This is a genomic window from Pseudomonas sp. LBUM1645 (assembly GCF_059716185.1).
The window spans coordinates 2,428,777-2,453,654 of the sequence record NZ_CP166811.1; the positions used below are offsets into that span (position 1 = coordinate 2,428,777).

At 59.3% G+C, this 24,878-nt stretch carries 27 protein-coding genes; 21 read left to right on the top strand and 6 right to left on the bottom strand.

Annotated features, from left to right (window positions below; genetic code table 11):
- The first annotated feature begins 46 nt into the window (after positions 1 to 46).
- A complete protein-coding gene (locus ACA079_RS10730; protein WP_497703424.1) occupies positions 47 to 742 on the top strand; it encodes a tRNA (adenine(22)-N(1))-methyltransferase in 696 nt (231 codons plus the stop codon).
- A gap of 83 nt (positions 743 to 825) precedes the next feature.
- Entirely contained in the window at positions 826 to 1,422 is a 597-nt protein-coding gene (locus tag ACA079_RS10735; RefSeq protein WP_497703425.1) for a hypothetical protein, read from the top strand.
- Between the two features lie 137 nt (positions 1,423 to 1,559).
- Here ACA079_RS10735 and ACA079_RS10740 read toward each other — a convergent pair whose 3' ends face one another.
- Entirely contained in the window at positions 1,560 to 1,985 is a 426-nt protein-coding gene (locus ACA079_RS10740; RefSeq protein ID WP_497703426.1) for a DUF2871 family protein, read from the bottom strand.
- Between the two features lie 97 nt (positions 1,986 to 2,082).
- Here ACA079_RS10740 and ACA079_RS10745 point away from each other — a divergent pair, with 97 nt between their 5' ends.
- Positions 2,083 to 2,775 (top strand): TetR/AcrR family transcriptional regulator, encoded by a 693-nt coding sequence (locus ACA079_RS10745; RefSeq protein WP_497703427.1) that lies wholly within the window; start codon positions 2,083 to 2,085, stop codon positions 2,773 to 2,775.
- Positions 2,776 to 2,856: 81 nt separating this feature from the next.
- Here ACA079_RS10745 and ACA079_RS10750 read toward each other — a convergent pair whose 3' ends face one another.
- Entirely contained in the window at positions 2,857 to 3,219 is a 363-nt protein-coding gene (locus ACA079_RS10750; protein ID WP_497703428.1) for a winged helix-turn-helix transcriptional regulator, read from the bottom strand.
- A 112-nt stretch (positions 3,220 to 3,331) separates the two neighbouring features.
- Between ACA079_RS10750 and ACA079_RS10755 the strand changes: the two genes are divergently transcribed.
- From ACA079_RS10755 to ACA079_RS10770, 4 genes are all read left to right on the top strand, one after another.
- Positions 3,332 to 4,066, top strand: a complete 735-nt coding sequence (locus ACA079_RS10755) for an SDR family NAD(P)-dependent oxidoreductase (RefSeq protein ID WP_497703429.1) — start codon at positions 3,332 to 3,334, stop codon at positions 4,064 to 4,066.
- Positions 4,067 to 4,136: 70 nt separating this feature from the next.
- Complete coding sequence (locus ACA079_RS10760; protein ID WP_497703430.1) at positions 4,137 to 4,736, top strand: NADPH-dependent F420 reductase; 600 nt, start codon at positions 4,137 to 4,139, stop codon at positions 4,734 to 4,736.
- Positions 4,737 to 4,818: 82 nt separating this feature from the next.
- Positions 4,819 to 5,247, top strand: coding sequence for a nuclear transport factor 2 family protein (locus tag ACA079_RS10765; protein ID WP_497703431.1), 429 nt, complete (start codon positions 4,819 to 4,821; stop codon positions 5,245 to 5,247).
- A gap of 47 nt (positions 5,248 to 5,294) precedes the next feature.
- Positions 5,295 to 5,708 (top strand): nuclear transport factor 2 family protein, encoded by a 414-nt coding sequence (locus ACA079_RS10770; protein WP_497703432.1) that lies wholly within the window; start codon positions 5,295 to 5,297, stop codon positions 5,706 to 5,708.
- 60 nt (positions 5,709 to 5,768) lie between these two features.
- Here ACA079_RS10770 and ACA079_RS10775 read toward each other — a convergent pair whose 3' ends face one another.
- Positions 5,769 to 6,221: a winged helix-turn-helix transcriptional regulator gene (locus tag ACA079_RS10775; protein WP_497335729.1), complete on the bottom strand. Its 453-nt coding sequence runs from the start codon at positions 6,219 to 6,221 to the stop codon at positions 5,769 to 5,771.
- Between the two features lie 94 nt (positions 6,222 to 6,315).
- Between ACA079_RS10775 and ACA079_RS10780 the strand changes: the two genes are divergently transcribed.
- The 12 genes from ACA079_RS10780 (at position 6,316) to ACA079_RS10835 (ending at position 20,579) form a co-directional block, all read left to right on the top strand.
- Positions 6,316 to 6,642, top strand: a complete 327-nt coding sequence (locus ACA079_RS10780; RefSeq protein WP_497703433.1) for an NAD(P)-binding domain-containing protein — start codon at positions 6,316 to 6,318, stop codon at positions 6,640 to 6,642.
- 52 nt (positions 6,643 to 6,694) lie between these two features.
- Complete coding sequence (locus ACA079_RS10785) at positions 6,695 to 7,636, top strand: SDR family oxidoreductase (RefSeq protein WP_497703434.1); 942 nt, start codon at positions 6,695 to 6,697, stop codon at positions 7,634 to 7,636.
- Positions 7,637 to 7,709: 73 nt separating this feature from the next.
- Entirely contained in the window at positions 7,710 to 8,330 is a 621-nt protein-coding gene (locus ACA079_RS10790) for an NADPH-dependent F420 reductase (RefSeq protein ID WP_497703435.1), read from the top strand.
- Between the two features lie 90 nt (positions 8,331 to 8,420).
- Entirely contained in the window at positions 8,421 to 8,831 is a 411-nt protein-coding gene (locus ACA079_RS10795; RefSeq protein WP_497703436.1) for a nuclear transport factor 2 family protein, read from the top strand.
- Positions 8,832 to 8,883: 52 nt separating this feature from the next.
- Positions 8,884 to 9,309 carry an ester cyclase gene (locus tag ACA079_RS10800; RefSeq protein WP_497703437.1) on the top strand — a complete coding sequence of 142 codons (426 nt, stop codon included), beginning with the start codon at positions 8,884 to 8,886 and terminating at the stop codon, positions 9,307 to 9,309.
- Between the two features lie 685 nt (positions 9,310 to 9,994).
- Positions 9,995 to 12,205 (top strand): putative bifunctional diguanylate cyclase/phosphodiesterase, encoded by a 2,211-nt coding sequence (locus tag ACA079_RS10805; RefSeq protein ID WP_497703438.1) that lies wholly within the window; start codon positions 9,995 to 9,997, stop codon positions 12,203 to 12,205.
- 163 nt (positions 12,206 to 12,368) lie between these two features.
- Positions 12,369 to 15,368 (top strand): xanthine dehydrogenase family protein molybdopterin-binding subunit, encoded by a 3,000-nt coding sequence (locus ACA079_RS10810; protein ID WP_497703439.1) that lies wholly within the window; start codon positions 12,369 to 12,371, stop codon positions 15,366 to 15,368.
- On the top strand, positions 15,365 to 16,171 hold the full coding sequence (locus ACA079_RS10815) for an FAD binding domain-containing protein (RefSeq protein ID WP_102615848.1): 807 nt from the start codon (positions 15,365 to 15,367) through the stop codon (positions 16,169 to 16,171). Before ACA079_RS10810 ends, ACA079_RS10815 begins: the two co-directional genes overlap by 4 nt.
- Before the next feature lie 2 nt (positions 16,172 to 16,173).
- Positions 16,174 to 16,674, top strand: a complete 501-nt coding sequence (locus ACA079_RS10820; RefSeq protein ID WP_008060977.1) for a (2Fe-2S)-binding protein — start codon at positions 16,174 to 16,176, stop codon at positions 16,672 to 16,674.
- Between the two features lie 5 nt (positions 16,675 to 16,679).
- Positions 16,680 to 18,218 (top strand): AMP-binding protein, encoded by a 1,539-nt coding sequence (locus ACA079_RS10825; protein ID WP_497703440.1) that lies wholly within the window; start codon positions 16,680 to 16,682, stop codon positions 18,216 to 18,218.
- 19 nt (positions 18,219 to 18,237) lie between these two features.
- Positions 18,238 to 19,041: an enoyl-CoA hydratase/isomerase family protein gene (locus ACA079_RS10830; RefSeq protein WP_201112902.1), complete on the top strand. Its 804-nt coding sequence runs from the start codon at positions 18,238 to 18,240 to the stop codon at positions 19,039 to 19,041.
- Positions 19,042 to 19,226: 185 nt separating this feature from the next.
- A complete protein-coding gene (locus ACA079_RS10835) occupies positions 19,227 to 20,579 on the top strand; it encodes an MFS transporter (protein WP_497703441.1) in 1,353 nt (450 codons plus the stop codon).
- On the opposite strand, the gene ACA079_RS10840 is transcribed toward ACA079_RS10835, so the two are convergent.
- Positions 20,572 to 21,357 (bottom strand): alpha/beta fold hydrolase, encoded by a 786-nt coding sequence (locus tag ACA079_RS10840; RefSeq protein WP_497703442.1) that lies wholly within the window; start codon positions 21,355 to 21,357, stop codon positions 20,572 to 20,574. The two genes, ACA079_RS10835 and ACA079_RS10840, sit on opposite strands and share 8 nt — an antisense overlap.
- 90 nt (positions 21,358 to 21,447) lie before the next feature.
- Between ACA079_RS10840 and ACA079_RS10845 the strand changes: the two genes are divergently transcribed.
- A complete protein-coding gene (locus ACA079_RS10845; RefSeq protein ID WP_497703443.1) occupies positions 21,448 to 22,419 on the top strand; it encodes an XdhC family protein in 972 nt (323 codons plus the stop codon).
- A gap of 188 nt (positions 22,420 to 22,607) precedes the next feature.
- Positions 22,608 to 23,462 (top strand): helix-turn-helix transcriptional regulator, encoded by an 855-nt coding sequence (locus ACA079_RS10850; protein ID WP_497703444.1) that lies wholly within the window; start codon positions 22,608 to 22,610, stop codon positions 23,460 to 23,462.
- 104 nt (positions 23,463 to 23,566) lie between these two features.
- On the opposite strand, the gene ACA079_RS10855 is transcribed toward ACA079_RS10850, so the two are convergent.
- Both ACA079_RS10855 and ACA079_RS10860 read right to left on the bottom strand, forming a co-directional pair.
- Positions 23,567 to 23,857 (bottom strand): DUF6388 family protein, encoded by a 291-nt coding sequence (locus ACA079_RS10855; protein WP_497703445.1) that lies wholly within the window; start codon positions 23,855 to 23,857, stop codon positions 23,567 to 23,569.
- A 70-nt stretch (positions 23,858 to 23,927) separates the two neighbouring features.
- Positions 23,928 to 24,599, bottom strand: coding sequence for an SPOR domain-containing protein (locus ACA079_RS10860; protein ID WP_497703446.1), 672 nt, complete (start codon positions 24,597 to 24,599; stop codon positions 23,928 to 23,930).
- Positions 24,600 to 24,878: the final 279 nt, after the last annotated feature.

The window sequence follows — 24,878 nt, forward strand, 5'->3', positions numbered from 1 at the left end:
GCCTGCTGATATCGACCTGATGCGGACACTGAAAAAGGAACAGCGGTTGAACGAACAGACATTGTCCATGCGCCTGGAGCGCGTGGCGGCGCATGTGCCAGTAGATGCGCGCCTGGCTGATATCGGCTCGGATCACGGCTACCTGCCGGTGGCGTTGATGCGCCGTGGCGCCATCGCAGCAGCGGTGGCCGGCGAGGTGGCATTGACGCCGTTCCACTCGGCCGAACGCACCGTGCGCGAGAACGGCCTGGACCAGCGGATCACCGTGCGCCTGGCCAATGGTCTGGCGGCGATCGAGCCGGGAGACGGGATCACGGCGATCAGCATCTGCGGCATGGGCGGCGAGACGATCCGCGACATCCTCGACAGTGGCAAGGCGCGCCTGAGCGGACAGGAGCGCCTGATCCTGCAGCCCAACGGCGGCGAGCAGCCACTGCGCCAATGGCTGATGGAAAATGGCTACCGCATCCTCTGCGAGGAACTGCTGCGGGAAAATCGCTTCGACTACGAAATCATCGTCGCCGAGCGCGCCGGGCCGGTGATGTACACCGCCGAGGAGCTTTACTTCGGCCCGCTGCAGATGCAGGCACGCAGCCCGGTGTTCCTGATCAAGTGGCAGCGCATTCTGCGCGAGAAACAGAAGACCCTGACCCACTTCGCCCGTGCGCGACAGGCCGTTCCCGAGGAGAAGGTGCAAGACATCGCCCGGCAGGCCCGGTGGATCACCGAGCTGCTGGCTTGAGCACTTGTACGAAAAAGTCGCCGAGTGGCGATCAGGCAAGCCGAAAACAGGCGAGGAACGGCTGCGGCCTTAGGTGCAAAAAGATGTTCAAAATCAACAACGATTTTGCGCTTTTCATTGTGTTGCTTACCTGTGCAGATCAAGTCTTAGGGGCGGACCTGCCGCCGGCCAGCGTGAATGTATTGGCATGGCCGCGCATGTCCTCAAGCGAGTTTGGTTGCTACATGGAGAAGACACTGGGGCATCGAGACAAGCGCTTCAACTGCGCCTTGAAGGGTTACAAAAATCAAGGTGATCCGTGCAACAAAACCGATGCCTATGAAGAAGGCCCTGACTTTCCCGCAAGTTTGGCTGCCAGGATTCACCCGCTCGCGACGGAGGTGCAACTGAGCTGGGAGCATGGGGAGCTACAACAAGTCACCATCTTACTCAAGGGAACACTCAGCGAGGTCGAGGTCCGCTACGCGTTTAAATTACCTCGTGCCGAAGGCTATATGTTATCCGAAGCAGAACAGCGGTCCCTGCCGGGAAATATCATGGACACCCATGTTCAGTATGAATCGATCAATAGTTCGCCGGGAAAACGCCCTGGTGATCCGTCCTCAGGGCTTACTTCGGTCATGCTTACCGGCTTCGATCATATTGGAGGGGGCGATGTCGACTGCAACGCCAATGGGTGACCTCCAATGAATTTATGCCCACTACTCTCGATGTCCCTTCTGGCCGATAGCTACCGGTTGCGAAGGGCAGCAATCGATCCGAAGCAGATCTCACCCCGCACCGATACGCTGCCCAAAAGTGGCTACTGGTTTGCGCGTTATGACAGACGCGATTCGCGTGTCGCGCTGCTCAAGCGCTCGGCCGTTATACCGATGCGCGAAAACACCAGCCACACAAAAAGCAGCACGCTGCAGCCAATGAGGATTGATGCGACGGCAATCAATGGCTCGACTGACGGGAAGCCCTTGAGGCGCAGCGTCAGTGCGCCGAGCATCACCGGGACGCCAACGTTGTACGTCCAGAACTGTGCTGCAGCAGCGCGCCCTTCGGTGATCGACGGGTGCGCTGTGCCGATGAGTCCGAACAACGCCATCGATACCCATCCCAACAGATTGAGATGGGCATGTACCGCGAAGAGCGAGTGGTCGCCGGAAGCGCCCATCGCCACGCCCAACACGACGCCAATGGCAAAGTAGAGGGCAGCGAGCCGAAACCAGGTCCGCGAACGGGGTGTTAGATTCATGGCATTCACCTCATGCGCCCTGAGGCGCGCTCAGTTGCTGAAAAATCGTCTATCATGAGACTTGAGTCTCATTACAAGACAGGATCTCATTTATCCCATGACGACCCCGAAGTCAAGCCCGTCTATCCGTGATGGCGATCAGGGCCGCGCCAACCAGCGGGGCCGAACGCGCCAAGCACTTATCGATGCCGCTGTCGCATTGCGCGACGAGGGCCATAACCCAACTGTTGCGCAAGTGGCCGAGCGCGCGATGGTGTCGCGCGCCACGGCGTATCGCTACTTTCCTTCGTCTGAGGCGTTGATCAGCGAGACGGCGGCCGATCGTGACATGACGCCGCTGGAGCGCATCTGGCGGCAGGGAGACGATCCGGTCAAGGGCATTGGTCTGGCGGCGAACGCGCTGAACAAACTCTTGATCGACGACGAGATCGGCCTGCACGTGATGGAACGTTCATTTATGACAGTGTGGCTCGAAAGTGAGTCCCACGAGCCCCTGCGGCCGGGCCGGCGCATGAGCTACATTGAGCCGATTGTCGACTCGCTGAAGGACGTGCTCTCGCCTCGGGCGCGCAAACGACTGAAGCAGGCCCTGTCGATCGTCATGGGCACCGAGGCTTTGATCGCCGTGCGCGATATCAGTCGCGCGAGCGTCGAAGAATCACTCGACACCGCCGCCTGGGCGGCTCGGGCGCTCGTTCGTCAGGCACTGACGGAGGAAGAACAAGCGCGGCGAAAGCGCGACCCTTTGCATAAGAACTCGCGGTCTTCTCCTCCACATCGCGCATCCTGACGATCTGATCGGAGGAATTCGACCTGCCGCCCTCCCACCAATGCGCAGGGTCGTCCGACGCATCGGTTCTTCAGCATCCCGCTAGGGCAACGTGTCGCGCTTGGCGAAGATGCTTGCCATTTCCGCCGCGTTCTCTGTTCCCCAGGTGCACAGCGGGATGATCGCGTCAGCCAGGCTGCGACCAAGCGGTGTCAGCGCGTAATCCACGCGCGGCGGCACTTCCTTGTAGTCGGTCCGCGCCAGGACTTGATCGGCCTCCAAATCCTTCAATTGTTGGATCAGCACCTTGTCACTGACGCCCTGGACCAAGCGCTTTAGTTCGCCATAGCGCTTTGGGCCGTCACGCAGGAAAAACAGGACCAGCGGTTTCCACTTGCCCGAGATGATGCGGAGCGTGGCGTTGAGCCCGCAGCCGGAGTCGCAGGTTTCAGAAGGTGTCGTCATATTGGGTACTTACCTAAAAGTGCATACTTGTCGTTAGGTTATTAGAACCGCATAGTCGTCCTCAAGCAAGCAGCTCCCTGCTTCCACACAACGCTTGGGAAGGATGCACGACATGACCAGACTGAATGGAAAGACCGCAGTGATCACCGGTGGTGCTACCGGCATCGGCCGCGCCGCCGCAAAACGCTTCATCGAGGAGGGCGCCTTCGTCTTCATCTTCGGCCGCCGGCAGGAAGCGCTCGATGCCGCTGTAGCCGAACTCGGGCCCAATGCCCGCGCGGTGAAGGGCTCGGTTTCCGATGAGGCCGACCTCGACCGACTTTACGCGGCGGTGAAGGCCGAACGCGGAACCCTCGACATCGTCTTCGCCAATGCCGGGGCCGGAAGCCAGCTTGCGCTCGGCAAGATCACCGCCGAGCACATTGACGAAACCTTCGACACCAACGTGAAGGGGACGATCTTCACAGTCCAGAAAGCGCTGCCGCTGATGGGCAAAGGCGGTTCGATCATCCTGACCGGATCGAGCGCCGGCACCACGGGCGCCCCGGGAATGAGCGCTTACAGCGCGAGCAAGGCGGCAGTGCGCAACCTCGCGCGGACCTGGGCCGAGGACCTGAAGGGCACCGGCATTCGGGTAAACGTGCTGTCGCCCGGGGCGACGGCGACCGAACTCGCGAAGGAAGCGCTGGGCGAGGAGGGCCAGAAAATCTACGCCGCGATGACTCCGCTTCAGCGCATGGCCGATCCAGCAGAGATCGGGGCCGTGGCCGCCTTTCTCGCGTCGCCGGACAGCAGCTTCATGACCGCCAGCGAAGTCGCCGTTGACGGCGGTCTTGCGCAACTCTGACGCCCTACGCCCAGGCGCTCCATTCGATTTTTCGGAGCGCCGTAGAACTCGGTAAACCTCAGGAGAATATATGAGCTACGCAATTATCGGCTTCGGCAATATCGGCCAGGCCCTGGCCAAGGCGTTTGCCCGCAACGGCATCGAAGTATCCGTTGCAACCACGCGCGACCCGCAAAGCTTTGCATCCGCCGCGGCCGCCATCGGACCCCAGATCATTCCCAAAAACCTGGCGGACGCGGTCAAGGCGGACATCGTCTTTTTGGCTGTCCGTTTCGAGTCGCACCCGGATGTCGCTAAGGCGTTGCCGACCTGGAAGGGGAAGACCATCATCGATGTGACCAATGCCTACGGCGTGTCCCCTGAAGAACTGGGAGGAGAGCCTTCTTCCAGAGTCGTCGCGCAGGCCTTTACCGGTGGACGACTGGTCAAGGGCTTCAACCATTTGGGCGCCGCCGTCCTTGGCCAGGATCCGGCCGTACAGGGTGGCAAGAGAGTCGTATTTCTGGCCAGCGACGATGACGAAGCCGCAGCGGAGATAGGTGTGCTGGCGGAAAACCTCGGTTTCTCGCCGGTCACTCTGGGCGGGCTTTCAGAAGGTGGCCTGCTTGTGCAAGCGCGCGGAAATACCTGGGGTCAACTGATCTTCAAGGACTTGGTCAAGTTCGACTGATAAATCTCGATCGCAAATTTTGAGTCGGTCCTGGCCACAACTCTGTGACCAGGTAAATGCTCAATAATGAAGGAGAGGAATGATGATGCTTGATAATGAAAAAATAGTCAGAGAACTCTGCGCCGCTGCGGAAGGGCAAGGAACGGATATCGAGAAGTTTGTCTCCATGTTCTCTGAGGAAGGGTACATGTGGGATATGGCATCCGGCATGAAGTTTCGCGGGAAGGATATTGGTGAGTCTATCGCGGGTATGGTCAGTGCGTTCCCCGATGTCCACCGTGAGATATTTAAAGTCCATGTCGCGGGAGACGTCGTCGTTGTCGAACTCGCGATTCGCGGCACGCACAAAGGTGATCTGCCTCTTGCGTCTGGGACTCTGGCTCCCACGGGCAAGACGATAGATGTTCCGTCATGCGATGTGTTCCACCTCGAAGGCGGGAAGGTCAAATCTTTCCATTGCTACAACGAGGCTTCTGCGATGCAGCAACAACTCGGCCTCGTCCCCGGCTGAATGACGGACACTGCGCGATCCTCTGTAAGAGCAATGGAGAAGTCTTTATGAGCATTCAAGAGAATATCCAGGTTGTGAAGGACTTTTTTGCAGCAATGGGCGGCGGTGACAGGCAAGGTCTGCTGGCGTTGTGTGCCGAAGATTTCGAGTGGATCATTCCGGGGGAGGATTGGCCCCTGGCTGGCACGCACCGCGGGCACGCGGGATTGGAAGACGTGCTTCAGAAGGCTTCCGCAGAACTGGAAACATCCATGGAGCCCCCCGAGTTCGTCGCGCAGGGAGACCGGGTTCTGGTCGTCGGCTTTGCTACGGGGAAAGTCAAAGCCACCAACAGGACGTTTGAGGACTATTTTGTCTTCGCCATCACTGTTCGCAATGGCAAGCTGACGAACATCCGGGAGTACGTCGACACCCAAGCATTGGCGCGGGCCTCAGAAATGGTCGCGAGCCCTCGGACCTGAGTCATCGGAACCGATACCCACTCATTTGCGCGCCGCGACAGGGCGCGCTCGCCGCCTTGTTCATCCCCCGCTCTCAGGAAAGATGCACCCGCCATTGCGGACCAGCGCCTTCACTTCCTCGCTCACCTGCATGGGGTTTTGACTGAATCGAGCAACTAAATCCTCGTGGCGCCGCACGTACGACTTCGAATCATGCTTCGCGCTCCAGAGCACAATGTTGATCACAATTGGAATGAGGTCCAGGCCCTTCTCGGTCAATGTGTAGAAGTCCTTGCGCCTGTCGTCGGGGCTGGGCGCCTTCGAGAGAACGCCTTGCTCCTCAAGAAAGGCAAGTCGGGAAGCAAGAACATTGGTCGCGATTCCCTCTTCCGATTTCAGAAACTGGCCATACGTCTTCTTTCCAACAAAAACGATGTCGCGAATGATCAAGAGCGACCACCGGTCGCCGAAAATCTCCACGCCGTAGTTCACCGCGCAATGGGATCGAAAGTCTTCTTTAAGAGTTGTCTTCATGGCTGGATCTTAGCATCGCTTGCATGTCGCAAGTAAAACTCCATAGATCACTTGCGTTTTGCAAGTAAAGCGACCAGCATGGATCGCACGTTGAATGAGTTCGCCGGATCGCACCAGCAGCCTTGGAATGATCAACCCGGCCGACGCCGAAGTCGTCAAGGCGTTCAACACCCAGTTCTCCCACGTCCTGGCTGCCGGTTCTGTCGAGGGTAAGCCGTTGGACGTGTTCATCGCCGGGAACGACGCACAGGCGAAGGCACGCGTCTCGGCGATCATCAAGACCCTCGGACTGCGCTCGATGGACACCGGGCCGCTGCTCATGGCGCGAACGCTGGAGCATGCCTGCCTGCTTTCGCTGGGCCTCATCGCCCACTCCGTCAAGCACACCAAATTCTCAATCGGCGTAAGCCATCTCGGCTGAGCGTTCCCGTATCACCATTTCTCGCATCACATCACTCACAAGGAGCATCAACATGCGCATTTTCGTCACTGGAGGGACCGGCCATTCCGGTCCGTATATCATTTCCGACCTCATTGCAGCCGGTCACGAGGTCACTGCGCTTGCCCGGTCGGACAAGTCCGCAGAGGCGGTGTCTGCGCTTGGCGCCAAGGTGCGTCGCGGCGACCTCGATGATCTCGACGGGTTAAAAGCGGCGGCAGCGGATTCCGACGGTGTCATTCACGTCGCGCACAGGCAAGACCTGCTTCCCAGTGGAGGCCTCGACGCGGTGGCTGCCGCGGAGCAGGCGATCATGCTCGCATACGGCGAGGCACTGAAGGGGACCGGAAAGCCGCTGGTCACGTCTGGGAGCATCGGCTCGCCGGGTTGGGAACATCTCGGCCGTCCAGCAACCGAGGAGGATCCCACCCTCTCTGGCGGCGAGAAGTTCAAGGGCACCTTGCGAGTTCGTAACATCGTCGAAACGACCGTACTCGGTCTCGCCAAGCAAGGCGTGCGGTCCTCGGTCGTGCGGATTCCTACCATCATGCACAGCACGACCGACAACGCCGGCTTCCTCCCGATACTGATCGGACTTGCGAAGGAGAAGGGCGTCGTAGGCTATCCCGGTGACGGCAAGAACAACTGGTCGGCCGTACACGCCCGCGACCTCGCCGCCGTGTTCCGTCTGGCACTGGAGAAGGGCCCTGCCGGCAAAAATTGGCACGCGGTTGCCGACGAGGCTATTTCGTTCCGCGAGATCGCCGAGGCCATTGGCAGCCGTTTGGGCCTGCCGGCCGTGAGCATTCCCGCGGATGTACTGATGCTGCCGGGATACTTTGGGTTCCTCGCGAATCTGGTCGCGCTGGACCTTCCGGCGTCCAGCCTGATCACCCGCCAGACCCTCGGCTGGAAGCCTGCTCAGCCCGGCCTGCTCGAAGACCTGGATAACGGCCATTACTTCCCTGCCGGCTGAGTTCAGTTGAGCAGGCAGCCGGGTCGCAACTGGCCCGCAACGAGCAATACTCTAATTCACGAGGAGACTGCACATGAGCACTATCAGCATCATCGGTTCAGGAGGCATGGCCGCGGCAATCGCCGGTCGTACAGCCAAAGCTGGATACACCGTTGAGGTGGCCAGCCGCGACCCCGCCAAGGCGCGGGCCCTGGCCGACAAGCTCGCAGACGGAGCGACCACAGGGACGTACGGGGCCACTCCGGCCGGCGACATCGTCATCCTCGCCGTGCCGTACACCGGTGCGGCATCGGTAGTGGCCGATTACGGGGACGCGCTCGACGGCAAGGTGATCATCGACATCACCAACACGGCCTCTCCGGACCTCACGGGCCTCGTCTCTCCCGCCGGCAGTTCTGGTGCGCAGGAGATCGCCAAGATCGCCCCCGCCGGCGCGCATGTCGTGAAGGCGTTCAACACCCTCTTCGGACACGTTCTAGCTAAGGGTGGGCACCTCGACGCGTTCATTGCCGCCGACGATCCGGAAGCCAAGGCGCGCGTCTCGACGTTCATCGAGAGTCTCGGGCTGCGCCCGCTGGATGTCGGCGGCCTGCACATGGCCCAGACGCTCGAGGCGCTCGGCCTGATGATGATCGGCCTGGCGAAAAACGGCGCCGGCACTTGGGACATCGCCTTGAACGTCGATATCGGCTGAATCACCGACGCCACGCCCCTCACCGGCAGGTCAACAAGGCATCTGATCAGAACGGACGCGATCAGATGCGAGAGAAACGGAGAGATTTCGATGAACACACAAAAGAATGTCCAGGTTGTTAAGGACTTCTTTACAGCAATGGGCCGCAGCGATAGGCGAGATCTACTGGCGCTGACTTCCGAAGATATTGAATGGATCATTCCGGGCGAGGACTGGCCGCTGGCTGGCACGTATCGCGGGCACGCGGGATTGGCAGATCTGCTTCAGAAGGCTTCCGAAAAGATGGAAACATCAGTCATGGAGTTCCACGAATACGTAGCGCAGGGAGACCGGGTTCTGGTCGTCGGCTTCGCCAGGGGGAGAATTAAAGCGACGAACAAGACGTGGGAGGACGATTGGGTCTTCGCCATTACTGTGCGAAATGGAAAAGTGACGCACATCCGGGAGTACATCGATACGCAATCACTGGCGCGGGCCTCCGAGATGGACGCGAGCCGTTGAACAGCGGTTACGGCGCCAAGTTAGTCTGTACCCACTACGTGGAGGATTGATGATGTTTAACAATAAAGAAATCGTCAGAGAACTGTACGCCGCCGGGGAGGGAAGCGGGAAAGACATCGCGAAGTTTGTCTCCTTCTTCTCGGAAGAAGGATACATGCGCGACATTCCTACCGGAATGACGTTGCGCGGGCAGGCTATTGGCGATGCAATCGACGCGTTCGCAAGTGCATTCCCTGATGTTCACCGCGAGCTATTCAACATCTATGTCGCGGAGAATGTCGTAGTCGTCGAACTCGCCATTCGGGGGACGCATAAAGGTGAGCTGACACTTGCCTCAGGGACTGTCGCTCCAACGGGCAAGGCAATAGATGTTCCGTGCTGTGACGTTTTTCACCTGGAGCGTGGCAAGGTCATATCCTTTAATTGCTACAACGCGGCTTCCGTAATGCAGCAGCAACTTGGCCTTGCCAGCAGCTGATGAGCGGCGCTGGGGACTGCATCAAGCTCTTCCTCACCTCTGTCGCCATCGTCATCAACACGTTGAAGGGCTTCGCCAAGGAAGCGCAAGCAGCGTGGTCATCTGCGCACTATGGATCTTTGGTGGGGGATGGCAATCGGCGGCTTCATATGGCTGTGATTGGTTGATGTCTCCATCCGCCTGCATGAAAGCAAATTCAGTCGAAACTTACTTTCAGCGAATGGCAACTTCTGGCCATAGCGGACACCCAAATGGCAGAGGAGAGAGAGCAAAATCGCGCCTCCCGCGGCTCAATCGCTTTACGTCGAAATGGCCGAACATCCCGACCATTCACCGGAGCCCGATTCACTTGAGTTTGCGCCCGGGTGCAATGTGATCCTTTCGTTTTTCGAAAGCCTGTGTGCGGCCGGTGTCAACCATGTGGTTTTGAATTTCAGCACGGCGAACGCTATGCCGCTCAGGTGGTGGATGAAGTTGGCCGAGAAATTTTGCCGCGACTCGAGGAAAGTGAAATCAGCCAAACGGTAGCAATCTGATGCTGTTTTTTATGTTTGATCTGAGCCTTTTTTTAGTTAGTCGGTGCTCTATAGAGTGCGCGTCCGACGCACTAGCGGACAGTGATCGGCCGCCTACTATTTCAGGCTCTCTGAAGACCGGACGACCTCGAGAGTCTTCAGGAACCACCATGAATACTCGTCCTGGTTTTCGCAGCAAGACACTCCCCGAATCGCAACGTGACATTCTCGGTATGATCGCGACCGATCATCATCTGGGCGAGATACTCTGCGCCATCTGCCAGATGCACGACGCACAGGCCCCCGAGACCTTCTGCTCTATCCTGCTCACTGATGCCGAGGGCAAACACTTGCTGAACGGCGCGGCGCCCAGCCTGCCGGTCGAATACAGTGACGCGGTTCATGGAATGGCTATTGGTCCACACGAAGGAACCTGCGGCACCGCAGCGTTCCGGCGCGAGCTTGTGGTCACCGAAGACATCGCCCGGGACCCAAACTGGGAGCGTTTCCGCAGCCTGGCGCTGGGGCATAACCTGCGTTCCTGCTGGTCGGTGCCTTTGCTCTCCCATCAAGGAAACGTGTTGGGTACATTTGCCCTGTACCAGAACCGGACCCACTCGCCGGATGAGGCGCAGATTCAACGACTGGCCTGCGCGGCCCAACTGGCAGTCATTGCGATCCGTCATGAGCGTGACGGCCAACGTCTGGAGGCAAGCGAACAACGTTTTCGTTCATTGTTCACCTACAACCCCCACCCGGTGTTCGCCCTCGATCTGGCCGGCAACATCCAGAGTGTGAATCCGGCAGGCCTGAAGCTGAAACCGCACACTGCAACCAATTTCATTGGTCATCACTTTTCCCATCTGGTGCTCGAAGAAGACCTGGAACGGGTCAGTCAACATTTTTCCGCAGCCCGCGCCGGAGCGCCTCAGCGCTTCGAGGCACGGGTTCGCGACGAGAGTGAAAAACTGTTGACCATGGACATCTCTAACCTGCCGATCATGGTCAACGGAGAGATCGTCGGGGTATTTGGCATTGCCCGGGACATCAGCGAGCAGAAACATTTCGAGCGCCAATTGAGCTTCAACGCCAGCCATGACCGGCTGACCGGTTTGCTTAACCGTGTTTCGCTTGAAGACCGGCTTGTTTTGGATTGTCACATCAGTCGTCGGCGTAAGCGTCGTCTGGCGGTGATGTGCATTGATCTGGATGGATTCAAATCCATCAACGATTCGATCGGGCACTACTTCGGTGATCAGGTGCTGATCGAGGTGGCGCAGCGTATGACCCAGCAGGTTCGTCCGGGGGATACCATCGTGCGCATGGGCGGTGATGAATTTATCGTGCTGCTGCCGGACCTGCTTCGTGATGAGGACGTTGTACCGGTGGCCGAGCGCTTGATGGCCAGCATTGCCAGACCCTACTGCATCCAGGGCATGGACCTGCACGTGAGTGCAAGTGTCGGTATCACCCTGAGCGATGGTCACATCGAGCAACCGATGCAACTGATCCAGCAGGCTGACATGGCCATGTACAAAGCCAAGCAGCAAGGGCGCAACAACTTTCAGTGGTACACCAGCGATCTTAATCAGCGTGTTTGCGAGCACGCGAGCCTGCGTAATGACCTGCAAAAGGCCATCGAAACTCAGTCGTTGCAGCTGCATTACCAACCGCAGATAGACGCGCGCACGGGTCGGGTGGTCGGGATCGAAGCGTTGCTGCGCTGGGAGCATCCGGAAAAAGGATTTATCTCACCCGCGGTGTTTGTGCCGGTGGCAGAGGACAGTGGTCAGATCATCCCGCTGAGCCTTTGGGTACTCGATACGGCCTGCGCGCAGCTGCGCGAGCTAGGCGAACAGGGCATCACGGGCATTTCGATGGCCGTGAATATTTCGCCGATGCATTTTCAGCGTGGCCAGTTCGTCCAGTGTGTCCAAGCCACCCTGGAGAAACATGGTCTCTGTGGTGAGCAGCTGGAGCTGGAGATCACCGAGTCGCTTCTGTTGCATAACGTTGAACAGGCGATCGACACGTTGCACCGGCTCAAGGCGTTGGGGGTGCGCATTGCGCTCGATGATTTCGGCACCGGTTTTTCCAGCCTCAGCTACCTCAAGCGTTTGCCCATCGACAAAATCAAGATTGACCGCTCGTTCATCCAGGAAATCGCCACCGACCATCACGATGCAGCGATCACCCAAGGCATTATTTCCATGGCCCATCACCTCAGCCTGACGGTGGTCGCCGAAGGCGTGGAAACTGCGACCCAGGTGGATTTCCTGAAGGGCAGCCGCTGCGATATTTTTCAGGGGTATTACTTTGCCAAACCGATGCCCTATGCAGAAATCGAAGCTTTCCTGAGCCATCCCGCGTCCCATCCCTGACCGCCAATTCTGTCTGGTCCCAGACCTGAAAATCAGACGCTAAGGCAAATTTTCAGACGCCAGCGCAGAACTCCCTCTCCCCAGGCAAGGCGCTCCCTGCGCCTTTCTCACACACTCGGCTCTAACGCTATCGCGCTGCACAACAACAAGAGCCGCGAAAAAAATGACTAGTTTCCAGCCTGCTACCGAAAGCCAGACCGGCCACATCGGCGCCCGTCAGACCCGTGTCGAGGACGCCGCATTGTTGCGCGGCCTCGGCTGCTATGCCGATGACGCTGCGATCCCTCCGGGTACGCTACATGCGGCGATCATCCGTTCGCCCCACGCTCATGCGCGGATCACCTCGGTGGACTTTTCCAGTGCGCTGCTGATGAAAGGCGTGCACGGCGTGTTGGTCGGCGAAGACGTCAAACGCTGGGCGCTGCCGTTCCCGGTGGGTGTGCGGCAGCCGATGGAGCACTGGTGCGTCGCCGTCGACAAGGTGCGCTACGTTGGAGAGCCGGTGGCCGTGGTGATCGCTGAGAGCCGCTATCTGGCCGAGGACGCCATCGAAGGTGTGCGCGTTGAATACGAGCCGCTGCCCCCGATCATCGATCCCGAACTGGCCACCGCCGAACAGGCGCCGATCCTGCACGAAGCAGTCGGCAGCAACGTGGTCAACGAACGGCGCTTTCGTTATGGCGAGCCGGAGCAGGCCTTCGAGCAGGCGCCGCACAAGGTCTCGCTCAAAGTGAAGTTTCCGCGCAGTTCCTGCACACCCATTGAATGCTATGTGGTGCTGGCTCAGTACGAGCGCGCCACCGGCATTTATGACGTGCTGGCCAATTTCCAGGGTCCCTATGCGTTGCACACGGTCATGGCCCGGGCACTGAATGTGCCCGGCAACCGCTTGCGTTTGCGCACACCGAAAGATTCCGGCGGCAGCTTTGGCATCAAGCAAGGGGTTTTCCCTTACGTGGTGATGATGGGGCTGGCGTCACGCAAGGTCGGTGCACCGGTGAAGTGGGTCGAGGACCGTCTGGAACATCTTCAGGGGGCTTCTTCGGCGACCAATCGGGTGACCGAAATTGAAGCGGCGGTCGAAGCGGATGGCCGCATCACCGCTTTGCGATATGACCAGATCGACGATTGTGGTGCCTACCTGAGAGCGCCCGAACCGGCGACTTTCTACCGCATGCACGGCAACCTGACGGGTGCCTACGCGATCCGCAATTTGCAAGTGCGCAACCGAGTGGTGCTGACCAACAAAACCCCTTCCGGCCTGAACCGTGGTTTCGGTGGCCCGCAGGTGTATTTCGCTCTGGAGCGGCTGCTGCAACACATCGCCGTGCAGTTGAAGCTTGATCCGTTGGACGTGATCCGCCGCAACCTGGTGCCGGCCGATGCCTTCCCTTATCGCGCGGCCGCCGGTGCGTTGCTCGATTCCGGCAATTACCAGGCAGGTATTGCCTTGGCGGCGGCTGACGGTGGACTCGACGAGTTGCTCAAACGTCGTGATCAGGCGCGTGCCGAAGGCCGAATCTATGGCATTGGTTATGCCGCAGTCATTGAACCCTCGATTTCCAACATGGGATACATCACAACCGCGATGACACCCGAAGAGCGGCGCAAGGCCGGTCCGAAAAACGGCGCTGTCGCAACCGCAACCATCAACGTCGGCCCGTTGGGTGACGTCAGTGTGCACGTGTCCTCGGCACCGCAAGGGCAGGGCCATCAAACCACCGTGGCGCAGGTCGTCGCCGAAGTGCTTGGGGTTGCATTGGAATCCATCGTGGTCAACGTCGAGCTGGATACCCAGAAGGACGCTTGGTCGATTGCCTCGGGCAACTATTCCAGCCGCTTCGCCGGCGCTGTGGCCGGTGCCGTCTACAAGGCGGCGCTGAAGATCCGCGATCGCCTCGCCGCGATTGCCGCCGAGCAATTGCAGGCCAGTCCCGAAGATATTCGTTTCGCGGGCGGCAAGATTTTTGTGGTCAATGGCGGGGCGGTGGCACCGTTCCATCGGATTGCCGGTGCGACCCACTGGTCGCCGGGCCTGCTGCCGGAAGGTGAAAGTGGCGGTCTGCGCGAAACCGCGTTCTGGAGCCCGCCGCAATTGGTGGCACCGGACGACCAGGATCAGGTCAATAGCTCGCTGTGCTACGGCTTTGTCTTCGACATCTGTGGTCTGGAAATCGACCGCATGACCGGCGAGATCCACATCGATCGCTACGTCACCTGCCATGACGCCGGCCGCCTGCTCAACCCCGCGCTGGTCGATGGCCAGATTCGTGGCGGCTTCACCCAAGGCCTCGGCGCGGCGCTGATGGAAGAATTCGCCTATGGCGAGGACGGCAGCTTTCTCTCCGGGACCTTCGCTGATTATCTGGTGCCGACCGCACCGGAAGTGATCGAACCGGTGATCCTGCACATGGAAACGCCATCTCCATTCACCCCACTGGGCGCCAAGGGTGTGGGCGAGGGCAACAATATGAGCACGCCGGTGTGCATCGCTAACGCGGTGGCCGACGCCCTCGGTCGCTCGGACATCCGTCTGCCGCTGACGCCATCGAAAGTACGCACGCTCATCGGGATCGACGAGCCGCCACGGCCCGCCGGTATGGAGCCCGATGAAAACCTGGACGCAGCACCTGCCGGTGGACCGGCACTGCGGGCCAACGACTCGGTGGTGATTCCTGCTTCGCCGCAACAGGTCTTCGATACCTTGCTCGACCCGCAGACGCTGGCGGCGATCATTCCCGGTTGTCACGACCTCGTGCTTGAAGGCGAAAACCGTTACCGCGCAGACGTCACCGTCGGCGTCGGCATGATCCGTGCGCGCTTCGAGGCCAAGGTTGCCCTGAGTGATCTGGACCCTCCGCATTCGTTGCGTCTGTCCGGTTCCGGCAGCAGTTCGATGGGCTCGGCTCAAGGCCAGGCCAAGGTGCGTTTCGTCGAACTGGAAAATGGCCACACACGTCTGGAATACCAATACCAGGTGGCGGTCAGCGGCAAAGTCGCCGCGGTCGGCGGCCGAATGTTGCAAGGGGCCTCGAAAGTGATCATCGGACAAATATTTACTCGCCTGTCGCAACGGGTCAGCGGCCAAGCCATCTCCACCGGCTGGTGGGCGCGATTGCGGGCCTCGCTTGGCGCGCTGTTTGGCAAGGGAGGTGCGCAATGAAACCGGCCGCTTTTGATTACGTTCGGGCTGACACCCGTCGTCAGGTGGTTGAGTTGCTCGCCGAGTACGGCCAGGAAGCTCGCATCATCGCCGGTGGCCAATCGCTGATGGCGGTGCTGAACATGCGCCTGGCTCAACCCAAGTTGCTGATCGATATCAATCATGTGGCTGAGCTGGCCTATATCGAACTGCGCAAGGATTGCCTGGCGGTAGGTGCCGGGGTACGACAGGCGCAGTTGCTGGCGCGTTCGACCCTGATGGACGAGGTGCCTTTATTGGCACTGGCGATGCCCTGGATCGGTCACTTCCAGACGCGTAATCGCGGCACAGTCTGCGGTTCGGTGGCTCATGCCGACCCGAGCGCCGAGTTGCCGCTGTGCCTGGTGACGCTGGGCGGCGAGATCGTTCTAGAGTCGAAAAAAGGCAAGCGCATCGTCAAGGCTGCCGACTTCTTCCAAGGCATTCTCACCACCGACAAGCGTGCAGATGAACTGGTCGTCGAGGTGCGTTTTCCGCTCAAGCGCGAAGGCATCACCTATCGCTTCCGCGAAATCGCCATGCGCCACGGCGACTTTGCAATTGTCTCCCTGGCCGCGGCCATCGGCGCGGATCAGGTCGAACTTGGCATCGGCGGGGTCGCCGACCGTCCGCAACGTCGCAGCCTGCCTCGTGGTGCGGCGCTGCCGGACGCGCTCAATCAAACCGCCTGGTCGCTCGATGCACAAGACGACGTGCAGGCCAGCGCTGCCTATCGCCGCCAACTGATTCGCGAGCTGGGTCATCAGCTGATCGAAGGAGTCTGAACATGCGTGTAACTGCCGACCAAACCTTTCCGATTCGCCTGGAACTCAATGGCCGCTCCCGCGAAGCGCTGGCTGAACCGCGAACCCAACTCTGCGACTTCCTGCGCCACGACCTCGGTGCCACCGGTGTCCATGTCGGATGCGAACACGGTGTCTGCGGTGCCTGCACGGTGCTGGTGGACGGGGTCGCGATGCGCTCCTGCCTGATGCTCGCGGTACAGGGGCACGAGCGGCGTATCGAGACCGTCGAGTCCCTCGCCGACGACGACACACTGAGCGACCTGCAACAAGCCTTTCGCCGTCATCACGCCTTGCAGTGCGGCTTTTGCACTGCGGGCATTCTCATGTCCTGCGTGGATTTCCTCGAACGGGTACCCAACCCGGACGAGACCCAGGTACGCGACATGCTTTCGGGGCATCTATGTCGCTGCACCGGCTACACCGGCATCGTCCAGGCCGTGCTCGAAGTCGCTGCCCAGCGCCAAACGAACAAAGGGGTATAACAATAATGTTCGATCTCGGACGCAGTTTCCTCGCTGCCGTTGAACGCCGACCACACGCCGTGGCGGTCAGTGACGGTGCGTTGAAGAAAACCTATGAAGACTGGTTCGTCGATATCCAGAGCGCCGCTCGGGGCTTGCAACGCCTAGGGCTGCAACGCGGTGACCGACTGCTGGTAGCGATGCAAAACCGCTGGCAGATGGCGACCCTGCATTGGGCCTGTCAGTTTGCGGGCATCGTCATGACTCCGTTGAACTGGCGTTCGACTGCCGATGAACTGGGCTACTGCATCGAAGATGCGCAAATCCGTGCACTGGCTTACGACGACGCTACCGTGGCCGCCGTAGCCGGTTGCAGCGCCGCCACAAGGCTGCCACGGATCGCCGCCGGTATCCGTGCCGCCGACACCGACCTGAGTTTCGAGGAACTGTGTTCGCAGACTCCCTCCGGCATCATTTTGCAGGCCGACGCCGAAGACTTTTCACTGCTGCTGTACACCTCCGGAACCACCAGCAAGCCCAAGGGCGTGCCCCGTCGGCACCGTTGCGAACGCGCCGCGGCGGTTGCCCACGTAGCGCAAAACCTCTACCGCCAGAGCGAGTGCACGCTGGGTGTCATGCCGCTTTACCACACCATGGGCGTGCGCTCGTTGCTGTCCATGGCGCTGATCGACGGACATTTCGTCTGTGTGCCGAAGTTCGACGTGGAAGCCACGCTGCAGGCCATCGAGCGGGAAAAGGTCAGCAACCTGTACCTGGTGCCGACGCTCTACCACATGCTCATCGAACACCCGGCCTTTGCCCGCGAGCGAGTAGCCAGTGTGGAGAAAATCGGCTTTGCCGGTGCGCCGATGAGCGACGGCTTGATGCGTCGCGTCGAGCAGGCGTTCCAGCCGCAATTGTTCGTCAATCATTACGGCAGCTCGGAGATCTACACCTTCACCATCGACCAGCAAGCCAACCGCAAACCCGGTTCGTCAGGGCGCAGTGCAATGAACCAGCGAGTGCGCGTGGTGCCGATCGATGCTGAAACGGTGGACGTGCAGGTCAACCCATTGGAGGAGGGCCAGATCATCGCCGACCTGGCAAGTGACGAGGCGTTCGAAGGCTACCTGAACCGCCCCGAAGCGACCGCCAAGGCGTTGCGTGATGGATGGTATTTCACCGGTGACATCGGCTACTTCGATCTGGAGGGCGATCTGTTCGTCACGGGTCGTGTCGATGACTTGATCATCACCGGCGGCGAAAACGTCAGCCCGGCGGAAATCGAAAACATGCTCTCTCTGCACCCGGCAGTGGAAGAAGTGGTGGTGGTCGGTCTGCCTGACGAGCAGTGGGGCAAGATCATTGCAGCGTTTATCAAGCTGCGCGCGGAGGTCTCGGAATACGACCTCGATGCCCATTGCATCGCTTCGGGCCTGGCCAAATTCAAGCGGCCACGGCGTTACCAGTTCATCGATCAGATTCCCAAATCTCCAGTGGGCAAGGTGCTGCGGCGCGTGCTGCTGGCCCAATTTCAGGAACAGGCCTTGAAGGCCATCAGCTAATCATCCAGAGGACACTCCCATGCAACAACAAGCGATCCAGCAATTTCTCGACACTCAGTTCGATGGCTTCCAGGTTGAAGTCGATGTGTCCCGCGAGCGCGCTGACATCATCCTCAACCGGGCGCCGTTGAACGTCATTTCCATGGGGCAGCGCGATCAACTGCGCCTGGTCTTCGAAGCCCTCGATGCGCACAAAGATGTGCGTGTCATTGTGCTGCGCTCGGTGGGTGAACACTTCTCCAGCGGTGGCGACATCAAGGGCTTCCTCGAAGCGTCGCCGGAGCACGTTTCGAAGCTGGCCTGGAACGTCGCGGCACCGGCACGTTGCGAAAAACCGGTGATCGTTGCCAACCGTGGTTACACCTTCGGCGTCGGTTTCGAACTGTCCCTGGCCTGCGATTTTCGCATTGCTTCGCAAACCACTCGCTACGCCTTGCCTGAGCAGAACCTGGGTCAGATCCCGGGCTCGGGTGGCTCCGCGCGCCTGCAGAAAATCATCGGCATCACCCGCACCAAGCACATGGTGATGCGCGCCAAACGCATCACGGGCGACCAGGCCTATGCCTGGGGTATCGCTACCGAGGTCGTACCGGATACCGAACTGGAAAGCACCGTCGATGCATTGGTCGATGAACTGCGGCGCTTCTCGCCGCTGGCTCAGCGCACGGCGAAAAAACTGATCAACGACAACGAAGATGCGCCGCTGACCGTCGCGATCGAAATGGAAGGTCACTGCTACAGCCGCCTGCGTAGCTCCAAGGACTTCAAGGAAGGCGTCGAAGCGTTTCACAGCAAGCGTGCGGCAGTGTTCACCGGCGAGTAAAGGCGTACCGGCGAGCAGGCCCGGGAGTATGTCGGTAACGGCGTGCGCCCCTACGGAGCAGGGCCTGCCGCCCCTTCAATGCAACTGAAAGGGCACATCAAGGTATCACCGCTGACCTGCTGATTACCCGCAACCCGCGCACCGGGGTGCAGAACGTTTCGATTCACCGTTTGTGTGAGGCAACCATGACTACGACAACAACAATAACTGCATCACCAACCAGCGACGCTATCGATACACCGCAGATTCCACCGGGCAAGGCCTTGCTCGCGGCATTTGCCTCGACATTCGGCTGGGCGCTGGATTTGTTTGACTTGTTCATCCTGCTCTACGTGGCACCGATCATCGGCCGCATGTTCTTCCCCTCGGACACCCCGACACTGTCACTGGCCGCGGTATATGCCTCGTTCGCCGTGGCCTTGCTGGTGCGTCCGCTGGGCTCGGCGATCTTCGGCGCGTATGCCGACAAACACGGCCGCAAGCGTGCGTTGATGGTGTCGATGGTCGGCGTCGGTATTTCCACGGCACTGTTTGGCGCGTTGCCGACCATTCACCAGGTCGGGGTGTTGGCCCCGATACTGTTTTTGGTCTTGCGGGTCATTCAGGGCGTTTTCGTTGGCGGCATTGTCGCCTCCACTCACACCATTGGCACAGAATCCATCTCGCCGCGCTATCGCGGCTTGATGTCCGGGTTGATCGGAGGCGCCGGCGCCGGCATGGGCGCGCTGTTGGCGTCAGTCACTTATCTGGTGTTGTCGGAGATCTTTCCCGGGGATGAGTTTGACGTCTGGGGCTGGCGCTTCATGTTCTTCTGCGGCGTGCTCAGCACGTTTTTCGGTCTGGTGATGTTCCGTTACCTGGAAGAAACCCCGGTCTGGCAGCAACTGCAACAAGCCCGCAAAACCAAGGGGCCGGCGGTAGTGGTCGTGTCGCCACTCAAGCGTCTGTTTGGTCGCGAGTACCGCGGCGTGATGATGGTCAATCTGCTGATTACCTTCGGCGGCGGCGCCACGTATTACCTGGCCTGCGGTTATCTGCCGACATTGCTCAACGTGGTTGCCAAAGTGCCCCATACGCAGACTTCGCAGATGCTCATGTATGGGTCGGTGGCAACCATTGTCGGAGCACTGGCCTTCGGTTACCTGAGTGACCTGATCGGCCGCAAGAAGACCTTCATGCTGCTGGGTGTGATCAACCTGGTGAGCCTGCCGATGATGTTCCTTGGTGTCGCCGAACCGGGCTCGCTGACCCGCACTGCGTTGTATTGCGTGGGCATCGCCTTCATGGGCGGGGCGATCATCGCGCCGATTCTGATCTTCCTCAACGAACGCTTTGCCACCGAGCTGCGAGCCAGCGGCACGGGGTTGTCCTGGAACATCGGTTTCGCCCTCGGTGGAACCATGCCGACCTTTGTGTCCCTGGTCAGCAGCAGCCCGGCGCAGATCCCCATGGTGCTGGCGATTTTCGCCGCCGGTCTGTCGGTGATCTACCTGATCGGCAGCGTGGTGATTCCAGAAACCCAAGGCAATTTCAAATAAAGGCGGGGAGGCGCTCCAGGAATTCGCAGATCAGTTGCAAGGTCCGCTCGGTCGCTTCGGTTTGGGGAAAGTGCCGACAGTTATCCAGCAACACACAGCGGCACGGTCCAGGCACCTGTCGCTGGATGACCACCAGTTGCTCGGGCGTGGCGTAGTGGTCTTCGCGACCCTGAATGACCAGCAGCGGCTTTTCGATATTCGCCAACTGCGCTTCGAGATCGTCCAGGGAAAAGTCCGGGTGCAACCAACTGTCGCTCCAACCGTGAAAAGCGCCATCGACATTTGTCCCGTGGTGGCGTGCCAGGCGTTCGCGCAATTCGCCCTGATGCCACACCTCAGTGGTATGGCGAATGCCATCGAGGCTCTCGGTCTCGACAATCACGTGAGGCGCCAGTGCAATGCTGCCCAACACGCGTGGATCGTTGGCGGCGGCATAGGCAAGGACGATGGATGCGCCGTCACTGTGACCGAGCAAGACCACTTGCGGCAGTTGCAAGGCATCGAGCAATTGCCGCAGTTCACGAGGGCCGTCGCTGCTCAGGTAGTTCAGCGGACGCGGCAGGGTTACCGGGCTTGATTGCCCATAACCCTGACGGCTGTAAGTGACCACACCGTAACCGCTGGCCTGGGCCAGGCGCAGGGGGAAGTCTTTCCATTGGTCGGCGCTGCCGAGGCCTTCGTGCAGCAGCACAAGCGTCGGTCGCGATGGGTCAGCCGCAGGGATTTGGCGATATTCCAGGCGCAGCGGCCCAAGTTGCAAAAATTGTTGTGGCGACATGTTGAATCAACGATTGAACAAGGTTGCTCGCAGGTTACCGTAAACGTAACCCCGCATGCAGCACCACGCTTTGCTTGAGGTATAGAAAACATGCGTCATCTCGATGTTCAGGTGATCGACCAGGCACTGCAATGGGCTCGCGCCGGGCAGGCCCAGTGGCTGTGCACGGTGCTCTCCACCTATGGCTCGGCGCCGCGTGCGCCGGGTGCGATGCTGGTGACCAATGGTGCGGGCGAACACGTCGGCTCGCTGTCGGGTGGCTGCGTCGAAGAGGAGTTTCTCGAAAGCCTGACGCGCGGTGAATTACGCGAACCGGCGCAGATCGTCAGTTATGGCGACAGCGTCGAGCAACGCCACCGTCTACGATTGCCCTGTGGTGGTGTGCTGATCGTGCTGGTCGAGCACCGCGCTGCCAGTCTCGAATGGATCGCACACCTGGAGAGTCTGCAAGCGGCGTTACTCGGCCAGCGCCGTCTGCTGCGTCACATCGAGCTGAGCAGCGGTGCCTTACGCCTGGACCCGGACACCGGACACGGCAGCGAGCGGGTGCAAGTCGTCGACGAAAGGGTGCGCATCAGCGTTGGCCCGGCGTTACGACTGATTCTGGCAGGGCTCTCGCCGGTCGCTGAAGTCTGCGCCAGTTTTGCCCGCGCCATCGGCTGCGAAGTCATCGCCTGCGACCCCCGGGAAGAGATGCTGCATGTCCAGCTCGAAGGCGTGGAGATGCAACGTGTGCTGCCCTCAATGTTCATTGCCGCTGGAGGTTGCCACGCGGCGACCGCGGTGGTGGCGCTGACTCACGATCCGCGAATCGATGATCTGGCGCTGATGGAAGCGGTGCACACTCCGGCGTTTTACATCGGCGCCATGGGGTCTCAGGCAACTTCGGCCAAGCGCGCCGAGCGGCTCAAGCGCATCGGTGGTCTGACGGATGAACAGATCGCCCGTTTGCACATGCCCATCGGCCTCGATCTGGGCAGCAAGGCACCGGCGGAAATCGCTCTGGCGGTGGTGGCCGATATCCTGCGCGTTTATCACGGGAAAGAACGCCATGCCTTGTAAAACGGTTTTTCCGACGAACGTGGGGGCTGCGAAAGTCGAGGTAGACGCTCGGTCATTCGCGCGCGATAGTCGCCAGCCAAGTGTTGCTGAACCATAGAGCGATCGCCGGGGTTGAGAAATAGATAGACGCCCCGATGATATGCATTGTGGTCGGTAACAATATCGCTTCAAGCGAGCGGAGGAATCTGATGTCGATTGCCCAACGGGTTTTCCACGGCAGGTTTGGCCGGGTCGCCTTGCTGAATATGGATCGTTCGCTGGTCACCCACACCCATTCCGAATGCCATGTGCTGGTCAAAGTGTCCGGCGAAGACACTTACTTCAACGTCAACGGTCGGCGGGTTCCGCTAAGCGATCGCACGGCGGTGCTGGTCAACGCCTGGGAGCCGCATTTCTACGATCCGCAGCCGGGTGCCGGTGCCACCCTTATCCTCGCTCTCTACATAGAGCCCGCCTGGCTGGCCACTGCCCAGCAGTCGCTGGCGCTCAGCGGTCGGCCGGACTTTTTTGCCCAGTCATGCATCGAGCTGTCGAGTCGTAATCGCACCTTGGCTGACATCCTGGTCGCCGAAGCGCATGGCTGCGGGATCGTGCCGAAAGAGCGCATGGAATTCATGCTGTTTGATTTCCTGATCGAGCTGATCGAGGACTTTTCCAGCTGGCGGCATTTGTCGCTACTGGGTGCGCCGAACTCCGGTGAGTTCCGGGACGCGCGCGTGCGCCGTGGCACCGCCTGGTTGCTTGAGCACCTCGATGATCCGAACCCGATCGACAACGCCGCACGGGCTTGTGGTCTGTCGCGGGCGCACTTCTTTGCGCTGTTCAAGAAAGATACCGGCATGACGCCGACCCTGCTGCTGAACGACGCGCGCATGCGCCGGGCTTTTGCCTGGCTTGAGCGTGAGCGCAGTGGAACGTTGGGCCTGTTGTCGGAGAACCTCGGGTTCTCCGAGCAAGGTCATTTCACACGGTTTTTCCGTCAGCACATCGGAGCTTCACCCAGCCAGTATCGGCGTGTAGTGGATTGTTATGCGACGGTTTGAACCGAGAGGAGGGCGGGGCTATTGGGCAATACTCCCGCCGATGAATTTAGTCTTTCATCTTGAGAGTTGGCGGCGTGTATAGGCTACGAAAGTTGTAGGGTGTACTAATCACCCAGAAAGTCATAAATCTCTTTCATGCGTTCTTCGCGCATCAACTCAAGCTCTTCCTTAGTGTCGGCTACCCACTGCAGAATGAAATCCCAGCAATCGCAGTCATGAGCGTCTGCTTCTGCTTCAAATGCTTCTTGTAGAAATTTAAGGCGATATTCTTCCGGCGACAATCCGCAATTTTCAGCGAGGCTGTAGTTCAGCTCGCTGAGTTCAAGCTGGATCCATAAGTTGGCAGCCAGGAAATTCTTCAGGGCGAGTTCGGCTCTAAGTTCTTTTGCAATCATGAATGCTCTCTTGTGTCATAAAATAAGTAGCCGTTTGTTTGAGGTCGGTGCAGCGCTAAATCGGGCTATATCAATTACCCAGCATCATCCATCCTCTAACACCATGACTTTCACTCAACTCTTTCACGACTCGAGCCGCGTCCTGCTTCTGTTTATACGGGCCGATGACGACAAAGTTGTTTTCTTTACGCGCTACCGGCAACTCCAGCTGCTTAATGGCTTTTGTGGCGCGATGACGGCTAAGTGTGTTTAACGCTATTTCGATCACCCAGAGGCCGGATGAAGGCGTGGCTGAAGCGGGTTTTTCGGTGTGGGAAATAAAGCCGCCGCACGTCAAACACGGGCGTTCCAGCGTTATTAGCGATCCTGGCACGGTGCGAAAGACGTGCCATTGCGGATCAATGGTTTTTTTACGGGCGAATACTGCCAAGAGCAGGCCGGTAAAAGTGATCAGACCGCTGAGAACAATCGTCCATTTGTGTGCCTGTGCGGGCAATGAAGGCAGCGTAAGTTCTGGCGTTTCATCTGGCTTTTCGATCAGAAACTGTACGGCGTCAGCCTCCGTTGAATCGGGTACGCGGGATCCGTTTTTCGCAAGGGGCGCGAGCCCGTCGGAATGTTTTGTACTGAGCTCTGTCACAACTTTATTAGCGGTGTCATCGACGAGTTGTTCGAACTTTGTCACTTTTTGCTGGATGTATGAATTGTCGACGTTATTTTGACAAATGGGTCCTGTAGACATGTAGGTCCATAGTAGTGCTGATAGTTGCCCCAAAACGCCAGTTACCAGGAAGCCCAAGCCAAGCTTTCGCACAGCGGTCATCTCCAAATCAAGTGAATAGTTATTTGTCCCATTTATTTCTGATAAACAGGGTTCTATTGTTGATCCTGGGATGGTCTAAATTCTTGAGCGCGTCAGTGTGCCCAAGAGCCAAAACTAGTTGGCTGCTTTTTGTTGTTTGAAAGAGCATCGGGCATGCACTTTATAGACTGTTGGTTAACGAAAAAGGCTCAGATGATC